Consider the following 16,779-nt stretch of genomic DNA (forward strand, 5'->3'; position numbering starts at 1 on the left):
GATGTGGCACAGTCCGGTGGTGTCCGTGCCCACTATCCTCCTCGCCGAGGACGATCCCGCCATCCGCCGCGCCGTCGAGCAGTCCCTGCTGCTCGAGGGCTACCACGTCGTCGCCACGGGTGACGGCCTTGAGGCGATTGCTGCGGTCCGCCGGGACAACCCGGACCTACTCGTCCTGGATGTGATGATGCCCGGCCTGGACGGTCTCACGGTCTGCCGGGTCCTGCGGGCACAGGGCGACTGGACCCCGATCCTTGTGCTGACCGCACGAACCCAGGTCTCCGACCGTGTCGCTGGGCTCGACGCCGGCGCGGACGACTACCTTGTCAAGCCCTTCGAGCCGGAGGAACTCCTGGCCAGGCTGCGCGCCCTGCTGCGCCGGGCGGCCCCGAGCATCGGCCCAGACAGCCATGCCAGCGACGAGTTGGCAGCAGCCGGGGTACGGCTCGACCTGGCAGCGCGCCGAGCATGGCGGGGTGGTGCGGAGATCATCCTGTCGCGGACGGAGTTCGACCTGCTCGAACTGCTGATTCGTAACTGCGGGGTGGTGCTGGACCGCACCACGATTCACGACCGCATCTGGGGCTACGACTTCGGCACTGGTTCGAAGAACTTGAGCGTCTTCATCAGCTACCTGCGGCGCAAGCTGGCCCGCCCAGGCGCACCCGAGATCATTCACACGGTCCGGGGAGTCGGGTACACGCTCCGCGAATCATGACTCTGCGTGACATGACCCGACCCAGCTTGCGGCTGACCTTCTCCCTGTTGTTCGCCACGGTCGCGGCGGTGGTCGCCGTCGGTGTCGGCGCGCTGAGCTATGGTCAGGCGTCCGGGTTGATCTGGCAGGAGACCGACGACGACTTCGACCGGGCGACGGAGGCCGTGGCGGAGCTGACGATTGACGCCGGTGACCTGACGCCGGAGGACCTGGTCGAGCTGGACGACGATCTCGGTGTTGATCTCGGTGATGTCCTCGCTGGATCCGACACGCTCATCGGCCAGATCCTCGGACCCGGAGGGCAGGTCGTTGACGAGGGTCACCCCCAGCCGCTTCCGGTGTCCTACACGGACCGGGCGGTGGCCGCGGCCGGGGATCCGGGGCACACCCGGAGCAGCGAAGCACAGCTGGATCACACTCGGGTACGAATTATCACGGTCGCGCTCGGTGGAGGACGCGGAGCTATCCAGGTGGCACAACAGCTCAGCGAGGTGGATTCGCTACTCACGAGCCTCAGGACCAGAATCACGGCGGTCGGCGTCGCGATCTCGCTGGCGGCCGGGGTGTGTGGCTGGTTCGTGGCGACCCGGGTGACCCGCGGCCTTGTTCGACTGACCAGGGTGGCGGAGGAGGTAGCGGTCACCGGAAGGCTGGATCTTCCCGTGCCGGCGGGTGGGCGAGACGAGGTCGGCCGCCTCGGCACGGCCTTCGACCGGATGCTGGGTCAGCTCGCCCGGTCCAGGGACGCCCAGCAACGACTGGTGCAGGAGGCAGGCCATGAGCTACGCACTCCACTGACCAGCATGCGGACCAACATCGCCCTGCTGCACCGGTTCGACGAATTGCCCCTGGCCGCCCGCGGTCCACTGCTGACCGACCTCACGATGGAGTCCAGGGAATTGATCAAGCTGGTGAACGAGCTGGTGGAGCTTGCGACGGACACCCGAGAACTGGAGGCGACCGAGCCCGTTGATTTCGCGGAGATCGCGGGAAGGGTTGCCCAGCGGTTCCGTACCCGATCCAGCCGGGAGATCACGACGCAGGCCGACGATACCGTCGTCACCGGCCGGCCACAGGCCCTGGAACGAGCCCTCACCAACCTTGTCGAGAACGCCACCAAGTTCGATTCCTCCGGGGCCCCGGTGGAGATCGTGATCCACCGGGGCCGGGTCGAGGTGAGGGACCGCGGACCCGGGATACCAGACCTACCCGAAGGGCGGCTCTTCGACCGGTTCTACCGGGCTCCCGAGGCCCAGGGCATGCGCGGCTCGGGGCTGGGCCTGGCGATCGTCCGGGATGTGGTGACCGCTCACGGCGGGATGGTGTTCGCGGGTAACCGCGACGGTGGGGGCGCCACGATCGGCTTCGAGCTGCCGGAGCGCTGAACCGATCATCTGGCGCTCACAAGCCCAACCTCGGCCCCGAGGATGAGTGGCCGTCATGTGGCCCCCCTTTGTGTCGTCGGCCTGCGGACCTTCACGCACGCGCCGGGGACCGTTTCCTGCCTCCGCCCAGCAGCGAGGGACGTCTGCGGGCAGCAAGGTCCTCGACCCAGCCGAACACACACGCCGCGACCAGGACCAGCGAGAATTCCACGCAGATCATGGCCAGCGCCTCCGGCATCGGCCACCCGGCGAACACGCCGTCCTCACTCAGCCACCACACCAGCGGCAGCAACGGGTAGTGCCAGAGGTAGATGGTCACCGCCCGGGAGTTCATCCGTTCGCTCAGCACACGGAGTGGGGCGATCCGGTCGATCAGCCCGGCACCCGGCCGGAAGCGCAGCAACACCAAGGCGAAAGCGAGTGACAGCAGCGTATTCAACACCAGGCCGTCATAGAGGCTCAGAGAGCTGAATTCGATCTCTTGCTCGGCCCGGTAGGTCCACCACAGGCCTACGGCTGTCAGCCCGCCGGCCAGGAGCATGGTGGCCCAGCCGCTGATGCGGGACAACAGACCGTCGTGGTGAGCGAATCCCAGCAGCCAGCAGGCCAGGTAGACGACGAAGCTGCTCAACAGCCCTTCCGAGCCGCTCAGCGTTGAGCTCAGGATCCCCTGCTCCCCGACGGTTGACAGGTCGAGGGCAACCACCCCGCACACCGCCACAGCCAGCACCGCCCAGGGACTCAGGCGGAAGATGCGCAGCAGCAGGGGCGAGAGCAGCACGAACCACAGGTACGCGCGCAGGTACCACAGCACGCCGGTGAAACCGCCACCGAGCTCGGACTCGCCGGCGGGTGGGTCACCCACCGGCAGGAGCCAGAAGAGATACTGCCACGTTGGGCGGAACGGCTCATCCGACCCGTGTGCCTCCCACCACATCAACGGCAGGGCCACCGCCGCCACCATCCACAGCGGGGGTAGTAGCCGACGCATCCTGCCCCGAATGACGGTCGTGACTCCCTTCCGGCGGTCGAGGGATGCAGCCATCATCGCTCCACCGAGCGTGAACATGATGCCCATGGATGGAAAGGCCAGCGTCATCCAGGGTGCCCCGGCGGTGTGTAGCACCACCACGCGAAGGATGGCGACGGACCGCAGGAGGTCAAGGTAGCGGTCTCGTCCCACCGCTGGCGGGGTCGATGAGGCAGCACTGTCTGCCCCCTCATCGCCGGTCGACGGAGCGGTGTTTTTCCTGGTGTTGAGCAACAGACGTCTTCCTCACTCGGTGAATCCACAAAGGTGGCGACGCACCGCCGGACCGGTGAGTGGGAGGTGCGCAGCTTCGGCAGGCCTCACGATGGCAGCGCAAGGTGAAGGCACGTCTGGAAAAGGGTAAAAAGCAGTCAAGAACCGGCCAGCGTTTCGGCGTCGGCCACAGCACCTTCTGCAGTGGCTGCCCGCCCCCACGGCGCCCCGACAGCTCACGCCGAGCCGCATGAACGCGGACATCGGTGGAATCGCAAGGCGGTGGCCCGACTGATGCGGCTGGCCGGTATCGAGGGCGCCCACCGCCGGCGCCGCGGTCAGTCCCGCCGCCAGGCCTCGTCCACGGCGACCGCGTCGGACCTGGTCCAGCGGCAGTTCACCACCACGACCGCAGCCAACCGGCGGTGGTCACCGACCTCCTACCTGCGCACCGGGGAAGGGTTCCGCAACCTCGCCGTCCTGGTCGACGCCTACTCCCGGCGAGTTGTCAGGTGGGGCGAAGGCCGAGCATTCGCGCACCCGGCCGGTCAGGAGGCGGTGCCGGCGGTGCGCGGGGCGCCGGTGGTAGGTGCGCGCGCGCCACCGTCCTCGGCGCGCAGTACCCGGCGCAGCACCTTGCCGGTGGGATTGCGCGGGAGGCTATCGAGGAATCGGTATCCCACCGGCACCTTGTAGTCCGCGATCCAGCCGCGGAGGAACAGCATCAACTGGCGCGGCGACACCTGCGCGCCGGGGGCCAGCACGACGGCCGCGTGGACCACTTCACCCCAGCGCGGGTGCGGTACGCCGTAGACGGCCACGTCGGCGACGTGCGGGTGGGTCCGGATCACGTTCTCCACCTCGACCGGGTAGATGTTCTGGCCGGCCACGATGATCGTGTCGTTGATCCGGTCCCGCAGATACAGGTAGCCGTCGTCGTCGAGGTAGCCGCTGTCGCCCATGCGCAGCCAGCCGTCTACCTTCATCGCGGCGGTCTCGTCCGGCCGGTTGGCGTACCCGATGAACTCGGCCGGGGTGCGTACGCAGATCCGGCCTGGCTGCCCGGGTGGCAGCTCGACGCCGGCCTCGTCGAGGATGCGCAGATCATTGCCGGGACAGATCCGCCCCGCCGAGCCGAGCTTGGGGTGACCGGGGGTGTGTTCGTCGGCGCGTAGGCAGGTGACAAAGCTGCCCGTTTCGGCGGCGGCGTACGCCTGCACCAGGTCGCAGTCGAACTCGCGCATGCAGCGTTCCTGCAGTTCCGGGGAGATCGGCGAACCACCGTAGACGATCTTGCGCAGGGACCGGAACCGATGCGGGCCGGCGTCCGGCTCCGACAGCACTATCTGCAGCATGGCGGGGGCGGCCCACAAAGTTGTCACGGCATGACGTTCGATCAACGCGCCCGCCTCGCCGGCCACGAACGACTGCATCACGATGCTGGTCGCGCCGACGCTCAGGCTGTGCATGAACCACGCGTAGCCGCCGGCGTGCAGGCCAGGAAAGGCGCTGAGACTGCGGTCCTCCGGCCGCCAGTCGATCCAGTCCACGCCGGCGCGTCGCATGTTGTCGATGAACGTGAAGAATGTGCGGTGCGCCAGTATGACGCCCTTGGGTAGTCCGGTGGTGCCGCTGGTGTACATCTGCGCCACGGGGTCGTCGGTGTCCACTGGTAGATCCAGGTCGTGTGTCGGGCCGCCAGCGAACCACCGCAGAAATCTGCCGTAGCGCGCTCCCGGCGCGTCCATGTCGACCATTTGTCGCAGCGTGGCCAAGTCCGCCCGCAGTGGTTCGATCACCGACACGAACTCGTGCTCGACGAAGAGGATCTCCGCCGTGGAGTCGCGCAGCACATGGTCGATTTCCACTGTGGTAAGTCGAGGATTTACCGGCACCAGCACCGCACCGATCTTCGCGCACGCGATGGCAATCGTGTAGAAGTGGTGTGACTCGCGGCCGAGATAGGCGACGCGGGAGCCTCGGTCGAGGCCGTCACGCAGCAGAGCGTGACCGACACGGTTGCTCTCAGCGTGCAGCTCCGCGTAGCTGACCCGCACGTCCTCGAAGAGGATCGCGGCCACGTCCGGCCGATGCCGGGCGTGCTCCGCGATGCGCGCGGCGATGGTGTGCTCGTAGGAGATCATGCCGCCCCTGCGCCCATCTCGTGCAGAACGTTGTCCCAGAGCACTCGGGTCATTGCAGGTGGTAACGCGGTCGGCGGCGAGGCGGATTGCGGGAACATGTCGGGCAGCACGTCGGTCGTAAGGTAGTCGATCACCTGGGCGACCGTGCAACTGTTGAATAACACGGAACTGTGCAGATTCTGACCGAGCAGGTCGGAGAGGCGATGTTGCACCTCGCCGATGAGAACCGACGACATGCCGAGTGCGAACAGACTCTCGTGCAACGGCACGGGCTCGTCGTCCGGAATGAGGAGTACCGCCCGGAACTGTTCGGTCACCATGGATTCCAGCTCCGCGCGGCGCTCGGAAGCCGGCAGATGCCTCAGTCGTTCGACGGCTGGAGCGCGTGTGGTGGTCATTCATTTCCTCCCCATCATGAACGACAACGAACTGCGCAGTGGTCCTCAGCCCAGTGGTGGTGGGGTTCCCATCCCAGTTAACTATTAGATCAGTTGATCTTTACGTCACGCTGACCCGACGCTGATCCGGCCCGATGCTCCTGAGCCGCGTAAATGATATTGGACGATTCTCTGGGGTTGCGAGGATAGGCCCACGACCGGGAAACGTTGCCGGGGCAGTCCGCAGTTCAAGGCAGCCTGCAACTGGTCGTCAAGACCGGTAGCCGGTAGACCGATCGCGGCTGTGGCCTGCGATCCGGAGGTCCACGAGGGCATCCGGGACGATCCGGCCTGCCCGTGGCGCGGCCGCACGGGCAGGTCGGCCAGGTCGGGCGGTCAGCGCGCTGATTGCGGCGCCCGGGGCAGGAATTGGACCAAGGTTGCCACCAGGACCCCGACCACCGCGATGAACACGAGGCTGGCACTGAAGGCGTCCCGGAACGGATCGCCGCCGACGCGCGACAGCGTCCCGTAGAAGATGATGCCAATGATCGCGACACCGAAGGCGTTGCCGGCCCAGATTCCGGTACTGAGCACGCCGGAGGCCGCGCCGGCATGCTGCGGGTCGATGCGCGACAGCACCGTCGACGCGAGCGGCGCTACGGCCAGCCCCTGTCCGGCACCGTCAATAACCAGCGCGGGGACCAGCCACCAGATGCTGCCCTCGCCCGCCGGCCCGGCCAGCGCCACGATCATCAACACCGCAGCGGTGGTACGCAGCAGGGCGCCGAGGGCGATCACCTGACGCCCGAGCCGCATCGCCACCCGCTGGGCGATCAACGACGTGGCCATGTAGCCGCCGCCGATGGCGATGAACAGGAGGCCCGCCTGCAGCGCGCTGAATCCTCGGCCGTTCTGCACGTAGACGGCGAAGACGAGGAAGAACGACGCCTGCCCGAAATAGAAGAGCAACTGGGTGAGCAGTCCAGCGGAGAACGCCCGGTCGTGAAACAGCCCCGGGTGCACCAACGGCGCTGCGCGGCGCCCGGCCACGGCCCGCTCCCGCACCATGAAGGCGGCGAAGAGCATCAGCGCGGCGGCCAGGCACAACCAGGCCCAGAGCGGCCAGCCGCGCTCGCGGCCCTCGATCAACGGCAGGACCATCGCGCCCATCGCCAGCGAGATCAGGATCATGCCGGGAAGGTCGAGCACCGGCCGGCCGGTGGCGCGTGACTCGGGCACCCGGCGCGGCACCAGAACCAGCGCCGCGACGCCGATCGGCACATTGATCAGGAACACGCTGCGCCAGCCGAGCCCCATCGGGTCGGCCCAGATCAGCACACCACCGATGAGCTGGCCGAAGAGCGCCGCGACGCCCATCGTGAAGCCGTACGCGGTGAACGCCCGGGCGCGCGATGCGCCGGTGAGTGTCGCGCTGACGATGCTGAGCACCTGCGGCGTCATGATGGCAGCGGCGAGCCCCTGCGCGAACCGGCCGACAATCAGGGATCCGGCGTTCGGGGCCACCCCGCACACCGCCGACGCGACAGTGAACAACAGGATGCCCGCGCTGAACATACGGCGGCGGCCGAAGATGTCACCAAGGCGGCCACCGACGATCAGCAGGCCGGCGTATCCAAGGGCATAGGCGGCGATGGTCAACTGCACGGTCGCCGACGTGGCGGAAAGATCCCGCTGAATCGACGGTACGGCGACGCTGACGACAAAGAAATCGAGGACGCTGAGGAATATGCCGATCATCAGCACGAGGACCATGCCTGGGTGATCGGCTGACCCCGCGGCAGTGGCATCCGTGCGCGGAGTCGGCGGTGTCGTGCCGCCACCGGCGTCGACCGGGCGTGCGTGAGTCGCCATCGTTACTCCTGGAAAAGGTGCCATCACCGGCCGTCCTGATACTCTGCGACGGAGATGGCGACGGGCAATAACCTCAGAGGTCGCGAGCGGAAATGAGCGAGACGGCACAGCGGAACCGCTCGATGGTGTCCCGGGGCCCGGCGCCGGCCCTGGTGCGGGAGCGGCGCCATGCGGGCACGCTGCTGCGCTGGTGGCGGCAGCAACGCCGAATGAGCCAGCTGCGGCTGGCCTCGGACGCCGCGGTGTCGCCAAGGCATCTCTCCTACGTCGAGTCCGGCCGAGCGGCGCCGAGCCGAGAGTTGATCATCCGGCTCGCCGACCATCTGCGTATCCCCGGCCACGCCCGCAACCAGATCCTGCTGGCCGCCGGGCTCGCCCCCGCGTACGCGGGTGACGCTGACGACCTCGACCTGTTGCACGCCGCCGCCCGACAGGTGCTGCTCGGCCACGAGCCGATCCCCGCCATCGCCGTCGACGGTGCGTGGCGGTTGATCGCGGCCAACACCGGGTGGGGGCTGTTCACCCGGGATGTCGCCGACCAGCTGCTGGTGCCGCCGGTCAACGTGCTGCGTCTGACACTGCACCCGGACGGGCTCGCCCCTCGGATCGTCAACCTGGTCGAGTGGCGGCAGAACCTGCTCGGTCGCCTGCAGCGCCGCCTGACCTCGCTGGCCGATCCCGTCCTCGCCGAGTTGTACGCCGAGCTGTGCAGCTACGGCGGGTCGGAACGGCTTGTCGCCGCCGGCGAACGTGACAATCCGCTGCTGCCCCTGCGGCTGCGTGACGGCCAACGTGAGCTGACCTTCTGCTGCACGGTCACGGTCTTCGGCACAGCGCTCGACGTGACCGTGCCGGACCTCGCGATCAAGGCGTTCTATCCGCAGGACGGGCTCACCGCGCTGGCGCTGACCGCCCAGCCAGCCCGGTCCAGCCGCACGTCGGTTCTCGACGACATCGTCGGGCTCGGCGCCGACCACGGGACCATGGGGGTCGGCGCCGATTCCGAATGACCTACCCGTCACACCGACGGCTTCTTCATTGCAAACTGATAGTCCACCCGGATGCGACCCGACTTGTCCAGGATGACGAAATCCTCGCCGAAGGTATCCACCTCCCCGGTCGCGCTGGAAACCATCACCCAATGGAAGCGCATCCCGCCGTGGTGGCCGTACGCGTCGTTCTGGTAGCGAAAGCAGAAGCCCTTGCCGTAGTACTCGTCATGAGCCCGCCCCACCACGAACGGCATCATCTCGCGTCCGGAGGCGACGAACAGCCGGTTGTAGTAGGTACAGTCCTCCGCCCACAGCTCTTCGACCAGCTTCTTGCGTGTCTCGGGGTCGGGCTCGTTCCAGGAGGCGACGTAGCGCTCAGCGATGTCGTTGTAGTCGAAGTGGTCTGCCATCGTGCTGCTCCCTCGGATCGGCCGGCTCAGATCGCCGGTGGGCGGAGACCGAACTGGTAGTCCGCGACGATCCGCCCGGAGCCGTCGAGGATCAGGAACTCCTCGCCGAACGTGTCGACCTCCCCGGTGGACCGGGCGGCGAGGACCCAGCCGAACTTCACCCCACCGTGGTGGCCGTACGCGTCGTTGCGGGACTTGAAGGTGAACCCCTTGGCGCTGTATTCGCGGTGGGCGGTGGAGATGGCCGCCTCCACCATGTCCCGCCCCTGGCAGACGAACAGCCGGTTGTAGTAGGTCCCGTCCTCCGCCCACAGCTCGTCGATCATCTTGCGGCGGACGTCGGGCTCCGGCTCGTTCCAGGTGGCGATGTACCGGTCAACGAGTACGTTGAGGCTTCTCTTCGACATGATCGCTCCGTTCTGGCGGGTCCCGGCCCGCCGGTTAGTGCCCGGGTGCCGAGGTGAGCGCCGCGAGCCGGCGCAGGTGCCGGGTCAGGTCGGCGGCGATCGGCAGCGCCGCGGCGTAGATGAAGAAGTGGCCGCCGGGGAACGCCGAGTTGCCGAGGTACTCGGGGCTCCGGCTGTTCCAGGACTCCGGGGCATCGGCGGTCAGCAGCGGGTCGTCGCGCCCGGTGTAGCTGATCACGGGGCACGGCACCGGGGCGCCGTCGTCGACGTACCGGGCACAGGCAGTGAGGTCGGCCCGGGTGGGCGGTATCGTCAGCTCCAGCAGCTCCGGGTCCTGGTAGATCACCGGTGGCAGCGAGCCGAGACCCACGATCCAGGAAACCAGCTCGGGCTGGGGCAGTTGCACCTGCTCGAGGGTCGGCATCGAGAACCCCTCCGGGGTCCATCCGGCCGAGGCGACCAGCATCGGCGTCGCTCCGTACTCGGCGGCGAGCAGCACCGCCACCCGGTACGCCAGCAGCCCGCCCATCGAGTGCCCGAACAGCGCGAAGGGCCGCCCGTCCAGCTCCGCGGCGATCGCCTCGCCGAGCGCCTCTGTCATCGGGCCGAGGTCGGTCAGCAGCGGCTCGTCGCGGCGGTCGAGCCGGCCGGGCGGCTGTACGGCCTGCGCCGCGATGTCGGCCGGGAACAGCGGCAGCCAGTCGCGAAACACTCCGGCGTTGCCGCCCGCATACGGCAGGAGGAACAACCGCACGGCAGCGTCGGCGGGCACCCCCTCGGGTTGGAACCAGCGGTTGACTATCGCGCGACGCTGGACCATCGGACCTCCTTTCGTCGTCGCGGGAGCCGCGACCAGAACTCGGTCGTGGCGGGTGCCGCCTCCCACCGTGCTGAGGTGGGACGCGGCACCGCGGGTTCAGGCGGTGGTTTCGGTAAGGAGCAAGCCGTCGAGGTACTCCGCCAGCGCCTCAGCCGTGGGGTACTCCAGTGCCACGGACGCCGGCAGTGGCACGCCGAACGCGGACTCCAAGGCGTTCTTCAGCTCGACGCCCACCAGCGAGTCCAGACCCAGCCGGACGAACTCGACAGTGGAATCGACGGCGTCGACGTCGTCGAAGTGCAGTACGCCGGCCACCTTCGCCCGCACGTACTGGTCGATGCTCGCCAGGCGCTGCTCGCTCGGAGCGGTCAGTAGCGCGGCCACGTCGAGCCCGACGGCGGCAGCGTCACCGGTGTCGTCGCGCAGCCGCTGGTAGAGGGCGTTGGCGACCGGCTTGGCGGCGATGAACCGGTCCCAGTCGCACCCGCCGACGACGGCCTGCCCGGTCGGCGTACGCAGCAGGGCGCGCAGCGCCCGCATGCCGACCGCCGGTGTGGTCAACACGATGCCTTCGTCGGACCACCGTTTGATCAGCTGATCGGAGAGGCGGGCCGACATGCCGACCTCACCCCACGGTCCCCAGTTGACGGTCATCCCGCCGTGCCCGGCGGCGAATCGGCGCAGCAGCAGGTCGTCGAGGAATGCGTTGGCCGCCGAGTAGTTGAACTGCCCCGGCGTGCCGACAATCGGCGCCGCCGACGAGTACCCGATCAGGAAGGCCAGCTCGGGCAGGTCCCGGGCCGCCTGGTGCAGCAGCCAGGTGCCGTACACCTTGGGGCGGAACACCTCGTCGATCGACTCCCAGGTCTGGGCAGCGACCGGCGCGTCACGCAGCATGCCCGCCGAGTGCACTATCCCGCCGATCGGGTGCGGCCGGCGACCGATCTCGGCCAGGATCCGGGTCAGGTCGGCCGGCTCGGCCACGTCACCGCGGTGCACGGTCACCTCGGTGGTGGCGCGCAGCCGCTCGACCAACTCCGCCACGTCCGGCGCGGGGGCGCCGCTGCGCCCGATCAGGGCGATGTGCCGGGCCCCGGCGGCGACCAACTCGTTGGCAGTCACCAGACCGAGGGCACCGAGCCCACCGGTGACCACGTACGTGCGGTCGGGTCGGATCGGAATCTCCGGCCGGGCCGGCTCCGGCGCGAGGTCGACGACCAGCTTGCCGATGTTCTGACCCCGGCTGAGCACCCCGAACGCCTCTTCCAGCTCATCGAGGGTGTAGGTGGTGGTGCGAATCGGGCTCAGTACCCCTGTGGCGAGCCGATCGGCGATGATCCGCAGCGTCTCGCTGGTGACCCGGACAGCGTCGTCCCACGGCAGCTCACTGAGGTCGAAGTTGTGGTAGCGGAGGTCGGGACGCACCTCGCCAGCCTGTTCGGGGGTCCAGGCACCGACCTTGCCCATCTCGATGAACCGGCCGCCCGGCGCCAGGCAGGACATGCTGACCGGGATGTAGTCCTTGTTCAGGCTGTTGAGCACGATGTCCACGCCGGCGCCGTCGGTGACCCGCATCAGCTCGTCGGCGAAGTCCAATGTGCGCGAGTTCATCACATGCCGGACACCCTGCGCGGTCAACACCTGCCACTTGTGCGGGCTGGCGGTGGCGTACACCTCCGCGCCGGCTGCCTTGGCGAGCTGGACGGCTGCCTGGCCCACCCCGCCGGCTCCGGCGTGGATCAGGACCCGGTCGCCGGCCTTGATGTTGGCGAGCGTGTGCAGAGCATAGTGGGCCGTCACGTACACCGCTGCCACGCCGGCCGCCTCGAGCATGCCCAGGTTGGGCGGCTTACGCACCGCGACCGCCGACGGCACCACGATCCGGCGCTGCAGGCAGCCGAGGTAGTTGACGATCACCTCGTCGCCGACCTGGTGGGTGGCGTCGGGGCCGGCGGCCACGACCGTGCCGGCTGCCTCGAAGCCGAGGGGCTGCTCGCCGTAGGCGCGCAGCATCCCCAGCGCGTTCAACACGTCCTTGAAGTTGAGGCCGGCGGCACGCACCAGAACCTCGACCTGGTCGCCCTCCGGGGCGACAACCGGCGCCGGGATGACCTGCAGGTTGCCGAACTGCCCGTACTCGCGAATGGTGACGGCGACGTTGTCCTCGGGGCCCGCTCCCGTGCTCAGCGGCAGCGGGAGCAACCGGCGGACGTGTCGGTGACCGTCGCGGTACGCCACCTGGAACTCGCCGCCGACCGAGGCCGCGATCTCCTCAAGTAGCTGCCGGTAGCCGGTCCTGTCGCCGGGCACATCCACCAGGGTGGTCCGGTACGAGGGGTGTTCGTTGAGCAGCGTGTGCCCGGCTCCCCACAGGCTCGCGGCCGCGACCGGCCGGTCATCGGCGGCGGCGTCCCCGGGCAGCAGTTGGGCCCCCTCGGTGACCAGCCACAATCGCTGCTGCCGGCCGAAGCCGGCGTCGCCGAGCGACCGGATCAGGTCGAGCAGTGCCGTGTAGTTCGCCTTGCACTCCGCACGCAGGGACGCGACGGTTGCTTCGCCGGTCGGTGTGCCGGTTTGCCCGACCGGCGTCCAGAACCAGCACACGTCGGTGATCCCGCCGGCGGCCACCATCCCGGCGGCCTCGGCGGCATCGGCTGCGGTAACCACGCGAGCCGACTCCACCGCCTGCTCGCCCAGTCCGGACGCCACCGGTCCCGGCGCACCGACCAGTAGCACAGTATGCGGCTGCGGCGTAGCGGTCGGCGGCAGGGACCGCTTCAGCCACCGCTGCTGGTGGGCGATGCCGCGCCGCCGGCTGCCGGCGGCGTTTTCCACCCGCTTCATACCGAGGCCGCGCAGCTCGAACACCGGCTGGTCAGCTTCCAGCGCCAGCAGGTCGATCGAGCGGTCCAGGCCGGCCGGTGGCGCGGGATCGATGCGCATCAGCACCCGCAGTGCGTCGGCCCTAGGCTTCTTGAACATGCTGAACGCCGCGTAGCTCACCGGCAGGTAGCTGTTGCCGTCGTCGCCGATCGCGGCGTACGCGTGGGTGGCACTGTCAGTCAGGTATGGCGGCATGTGCTCCACCGCGCCGGCCCGAACGCCGCGCACCTCGCCGACGGCGAGGTCGGTACCGTGCCGGGCAGCCTTCTGGGTGCGGCGGAACCTGGGCCCGTATTCCAACCCGGCGGCGGCGTACGCGGCATAGACGGCGTCCTCGCCGAGCACCTCGTCGGGCTCGCCGACGGAGGCTGCCAGTTCCTGCAGCGCCGCCCCGGTCTCCGTTGGCGCGTGCGACGGGTGCCGGGCGATGCGGGCCCGCACATGCACCCGTTCGACGCCGTCGGCGTGGCTGGTGATCTCGGCGATGTGGTCCTCGCCGTCCTCGGCGGCCGGACGGAAGCGGATCCGCACCTGCACGGGTTCGTCGCCCAAGAACAGCGGCTCCGCGATCTGCACGTCGCGAATCTCGTGCCCGGTCTGGCCGAGGACCGCATCCTGCAGCGCGAGAAGCACCTCCAGGTAGCCGGTGCCGGGAAACACCACGTGACCCATCACCACGTGATCGGCGAGGTAGCCCGGCGACGTGGCACTCCACCGGGCCCGGAACTCGCGCATCCCGTCGCCGCCCTCGGTCTCGGCGCCGAGTAGCGGGTGGTGAACGGTTCCGTCACCGGAAGCGCCGCCAAGGCCGTGCCGCGGTCCCTTGATCGGCAACCAGTACCGCCTGCGGTCGAACGGGTACGTCGGCAGGTCGATCTTGCCTCGTTCCCTGCCGGAGTGGAATCCGGTCCACGAGATGGTGGCGCCGGCCCGGTAGAGCGCGGCCACCGACTCGCGGATCACGTCACCGTGCTCGTCGCGGCGGTCGAGGCTGGCCAACCACCGGTGGTTCTCCGGCGTCAGGCACTGCCGGGCGAGACCCATCAGGGCGTTGGACGGACCGATCTCGACGAAGTTGTGGTTGCCCCGCCGTTCGACACCGCGCATGCCGGCCAGGAAGTTGACCGGCTCGCCGATATGCCGCACCCAGTACTCGGGGTCGGCCAGCTCGCTGAAGCGGGCCGGCTTGCCGGTCAGGTTCGACACCACCGTCATGCTCGGCTCGTGGAACTCGATGTCGGTCAGCGCCGCGCGGAACTCGTCGAACACCTCCCGCATCAACGGCGAATGGAAGGCATGCGAGACGGCGAGGGTGGTGACCTTGCGGCTCTGTGCGGTCAGCGCGGCCGTCACCTCGGCGAGCGCGTCCGCGGCGCCGGAGATGACTGTCTGGCTCGGCGAGTTGATACTGGCGACCGCCAGATCGTCGCGGCCGGCCAGCACTTCGGTCAGCTCCTCGGCGGCGCAGTTCACCGCAGCCATGCCGCCCGGCGCGGTGACCGCCTGCATCAGCCGGCCACGGGCGGCGACCAGACGCACCGCGTCCGGCAGCCTGAACAGGCCGGCGACCGTGGCCGCCGCCACCTCGCCAATGCTGTGTCCGATGAGCACGTTGGGCCGGATTCCCCACGACAACCACAGCTGCGCGAGCGCGTACTCCAGGCTGAAGAGCGCCGCCTGCGTGTAGCGGGTCTGCTGCAGGTCCTCGGCGCTGCTCTCCGGTCCGAGCATCAGCCCGACGACCGAGCGGCCGAGTTCGGGGGCGAACAGCCGGTCGCACGCGTCAAGGTGCTCGCGGAAGACCGGGAACTGCCGGTAGAGCGCCTCTCCCATGCCCGGGTACTGCGAGCCCTGCCCGGTGAAGAGGAACGCCACCTTGCGGATCTTCTCGGTGGCGGTGGCCTTGCCGGTCCGCTCGATCTGCTTCGCGAGGAACGCGTCGAGCTGTTCGCGGTCGCGCACAACAGCAGCGGCCCGCAGCGGGAAGTGGGAGCGGCCCACGGTCGCGGTGTAGCAGAGCTCGTCGAGGCGCGTGTCGGGATGCGCGGCGAGGTGCTCCCGGTACCGGCTCAGCAGCTGCGCCAGCGACTGACGGCTCTTGGCCGAGACCACAACGACGTGGTTGCCGGGCAGCTCCACCGGAGGCTCGACAGTGACCGGCGGCGCCTCCTCCAGCACCGCGCTGGCGATGGCGCCGCCGAAGCCGAAGCTGTTTACCAGCGCCCGCCGGACCGGGGCCTGCCAGGGACCGCCCTTGGTCGGGATGTGCACCGGGATCCGGTCCCACGGAATGCGCCCGGAGGGCTTGGTCATGTTGAGATGGGGGAAGAAACTCCTTTCCCGCATCTGCAGCACACTCTTGACCACGCCGCCGATGCCGGCGACCGGTTCCATGTGCCCGACATTGGTCTTCACCGAGGACACCACCAGCGGCGCGTCCTTGGTGTGATGTGCGGCGAAGACGTCGGTGATGGCGCCCATCTCGATCGGGTCGCCGAGCGCGGTGCCGGTGCCGTGGGCCTCCACGTATTGGATGTCGCCCGGCGTCAACCCGGCGTTGCGCAGCGCGGCGCGCATCACGGCCTCCTGCGCGTTGCCGTTGGGCACGGTCAGGCCGGCGCTCTCGCCGTCCTGACCGATGGCGGTGCCGCGGATGAGCGCAAGGATGGGATCACCGTCGCGCTGCGCGTCGGCCAGCCGCTTGAGCACCAGCGCGCCGCAGCCCTCGGCACGCACGTACCCGTCTGCGGAGTCGTCGAAGGTCTTGCACTGCCCGTCGGGGGCAAGCATGTTGCCGTGGGTGAACATCACCGGGATCTTGGGGTGGTGGATCGCGCAGACCGCTGCGGCCACTGCGATTGGGCACTCGCCACCACGCAGACCCTCCACGGCCAGGTGCAGGGCGGTGAGCGAGGACGCGCAGGCGGTGTCGGTGCTCAGGCTCGGCCCACGCCAGCCCAGGAAGTACGACAGCCGGCCGGCCAACGGGAAGAAGCTGATGCCGGCGGCCAGGTGCCCGTCGACCTCCTCGTAGGGCAGCGAGTCCAGCTCCAGGGCGTAGTCGAAGGAGCTGGCGCCGACGTAGACGCCGCCGCTGCTGTGCCGCAGGGCGGCGGGATCGAGGTTGGCGCTCTCCAGCGCCTCCCAGGTGACCTCCAGCAGCATCCGCTGCTGGGGGTCGACGTACTGCGCCTCCAACGGGGAGATCCCAAAGAACGGCGCGTCGAACTGATCGATCTGGTCGAGGAAGCCGAACCCCGCCGCCCCGATCTTGCCCTTGGCGTCGGGGTCATCGGACCGGAACGCCTCCACATCCCACCGATCCTCAGGCACCGGGCGAATGCCGTTGCCGCCGCGGGTGAGGAACGCCGCAAACTGGTCGAGTGACTCGTTGCTGCCCGGGAACCGGATGCCGGCTCCGATGATGGCGATCGGCTCACGACTCGCGCCAGGATCGGCACCATGGTCCCGGACCGCCGTCGGCTGCGTGTCAGAATTGGTGGACACGGCGCCGCCTCCTTACCT

General features: G+C 68.9%; 11 protein-coding genes and 1 pseudogene. 4 read left to right on the forward strand and 8 right to left on the reverse strand.

Translation table 11 applies throughout. The annotated features are described in order from the left end of the window. The first annotated feature begins 1 nt into the window (after nt 1). Together SALPAC3_RS0124235 and SALPAC3_RS0124240 are read left to right on the forward strand one after the other, a co-directional pair. The gene (locus SALPAC3_RS0124235) at nt 2-718 is read left to right on the forward strand and encodes a response regulator transcription factor (protein ID WP_018223757.1); all 717 of its coding nucleotides are present in this window, start codon (nt 2-4) and stop codon (nt 716-718) included. An 11-nt stretch (nt 719-729) separates the two neighbouring features. Further along, nucleotides 730-2,103: a HAMP domain-containing sensor histidine kinase gene (locus SALPAC3_RS0124240; protein ID WP_018223758.1), complete on the forward strand. Its 1,374-nt coding sequence runs from the start codon at nt 730-732 to the stop codon at nt 2,101-2,103. Nucleotides 2,104-2,194: 91 nt separating this feature from the next. Here the strand turns inward: SALPAC3_RS0124240 and SALPAC3_RS0124245 are convergent, their stop codons facing one another. Next, the gene (locus SALPAC3_RS0124245; protein ID WP_026185864.1) at nt 2,195-3,367 is read right to left on the reverse strand and encodes an acyltransferase family protein; all 1,173 of its coding nucleotides are present in this window, start codon (nt 3,365-3,367) and stop codon (nt 2,195-2,197) included. A 183-nt stretch (nt 3,368-3,550) separates the two neighbouring features. Here SALPAC3_RS0124245 and SALPAC3_RS29475 point away from each other — a divergent pair. Next, nucleotides 3,551-3,670, forward strand: a pseudogene (locus SALPAC3_RS29475) (IS3 family transposase); the annotation flags it as partial. A gap of 224 nt (nt 3,671-3,894) precedes the next feature. On the opposite strand, the gene SALPAC3_RS0124250 reads toward SALPAC3_RS29475, so the two are convergent. The 3 genes from SALPAC3_RS0124250 to SALPAC3_RS0124260 all read right to left on the reverse strand — a co-directional run bounded on the left by SALPAC3_RS0124250 (nt 3,895) and on the right by SALPAC3_RS0124260 (nt 7,643). Beyond that, nucleotides 3,895-5,490, reverse strand: a complete 1,596-nt coding sequence (locus SALPAC3_RS0124250; RefSeq protein ID WP_018223760.1) for a long-chain-fatty-acid--CoA ligase — start codon at nt 5,488-5,490, stop codon at nt 3,895-3,897. Continuing rightward, on the reverse strand, nt 5,487-5,888 hold the full coding sequence (locus SALPAC3_RS0124255) for an acyl carrier protein (protein WP_018223761.1): 402 nt from the start codon (nt 5,886-5,888) through the stop codon (nt 5,487-5,489). The genes SALPAC3_RS0124250 and SALPAC3_RS0124255 overlap by 4 nt, the downstream gene beginning before the upstream one ends. Before the next feature lie 375 nt (nt 5,889-6,263). Further along, nucleotides 6,264-7,643 carry an MFS transporter gene (locus tag SALPAC3_RS0124260; protein WP_018223762.1) on the reverse strand — a complete coding sequence of 460 codons (1,380 nt, stop codon included), beginning with the start codon at nt 7,641-7,643 and terminating at the stop codon, nt 6,264-6,266. 191 nt (nt 7,644-7,834) lie between these two features. Here SALPAC3_RS0124260 and SALPAC3_RS0124265 point away from each other — a divergent pair, with 191 nt between their 5' ends. Beyond that, the gene (locus SALPAC3_RS0124265) at nt 7,835-8,752 is read left to right on the forward strand and encodes a helix-turn-helix domain-containing protein (protein WP_018223763.1); all 918 of its coding nucleotides are present in this window, start codon (nt 7,835-7,837) and stop codon (nt 8,750-8,752) included. A gap of 8 nt (nt 8,753-8,760) precedes the next feature. Here SALPAC3_RS0124265 and SALPAC3_RS0124270 read toward each other — a convergent pair whose 3' ends face one another. From SALPAC3_RS0124270 to SALPAC3_RS0124285, 4 genes are all read right to left on the reverse strand, one after another. Next, nucleotides 8,761-9,144, reverse strand: coding sequence for a hypothetical protein (locus SALPAC3_RS0124270; protein WP_018223764.1), 384 nt, complete (start codon nt 9,142-9,144; stop codon nt 8,761-8,763). A 26-nt stretch (nt 9,145-9,170) separates the two neighbouring features. Then, complete coding sequence (locus SALPAC3_RS0124275; protein WP_018223765.1) at nt 9,171-9,551, reverse strand: hypothetical protein; 381 nt, start codon at nt 9,549-9,551, stop codon at nt 9,171-9,173. A 34-nt stretch (nt 9,552-9,585) separates the two neighbouring features. Further along, the gene (locus SALPAC3_RS0124280) at nt 9,586-10,371 is read right to left on the reverse strand and encodes a thioesterase II family protein (RefSeq protein WP_018223766.1); all 786 of its coding nucleotides are present in this window, start codon (nt 10,369-10,371) and stop codon (nt 9,586-9,588) included. 96 nt (nt 10,372-10,467) lie between these two features. Further along, nucleotides 10,468-16,761, reverse strand: a complete 6,294-nt coding sequence (locus SALPAC3_RS0124285; RefSeq protein ID WP_018223767.1) for a type I polyketide synthase — start codon at nt 16,759-16,761, stop codon at nt 10,468-10,470. Nucleotides 16,762-16,779 lie beyond the last annotated feature (18 nt).

This window comes from Salinispora pacifica DSM 45544 (assembly GCF_000378845.1).
GTDB lineage: Bacteria > Actinomycetota > Actinomycetes > Mycobacteriales > Micromonosporaceae > Micromonospora > Micromonospora pacifica.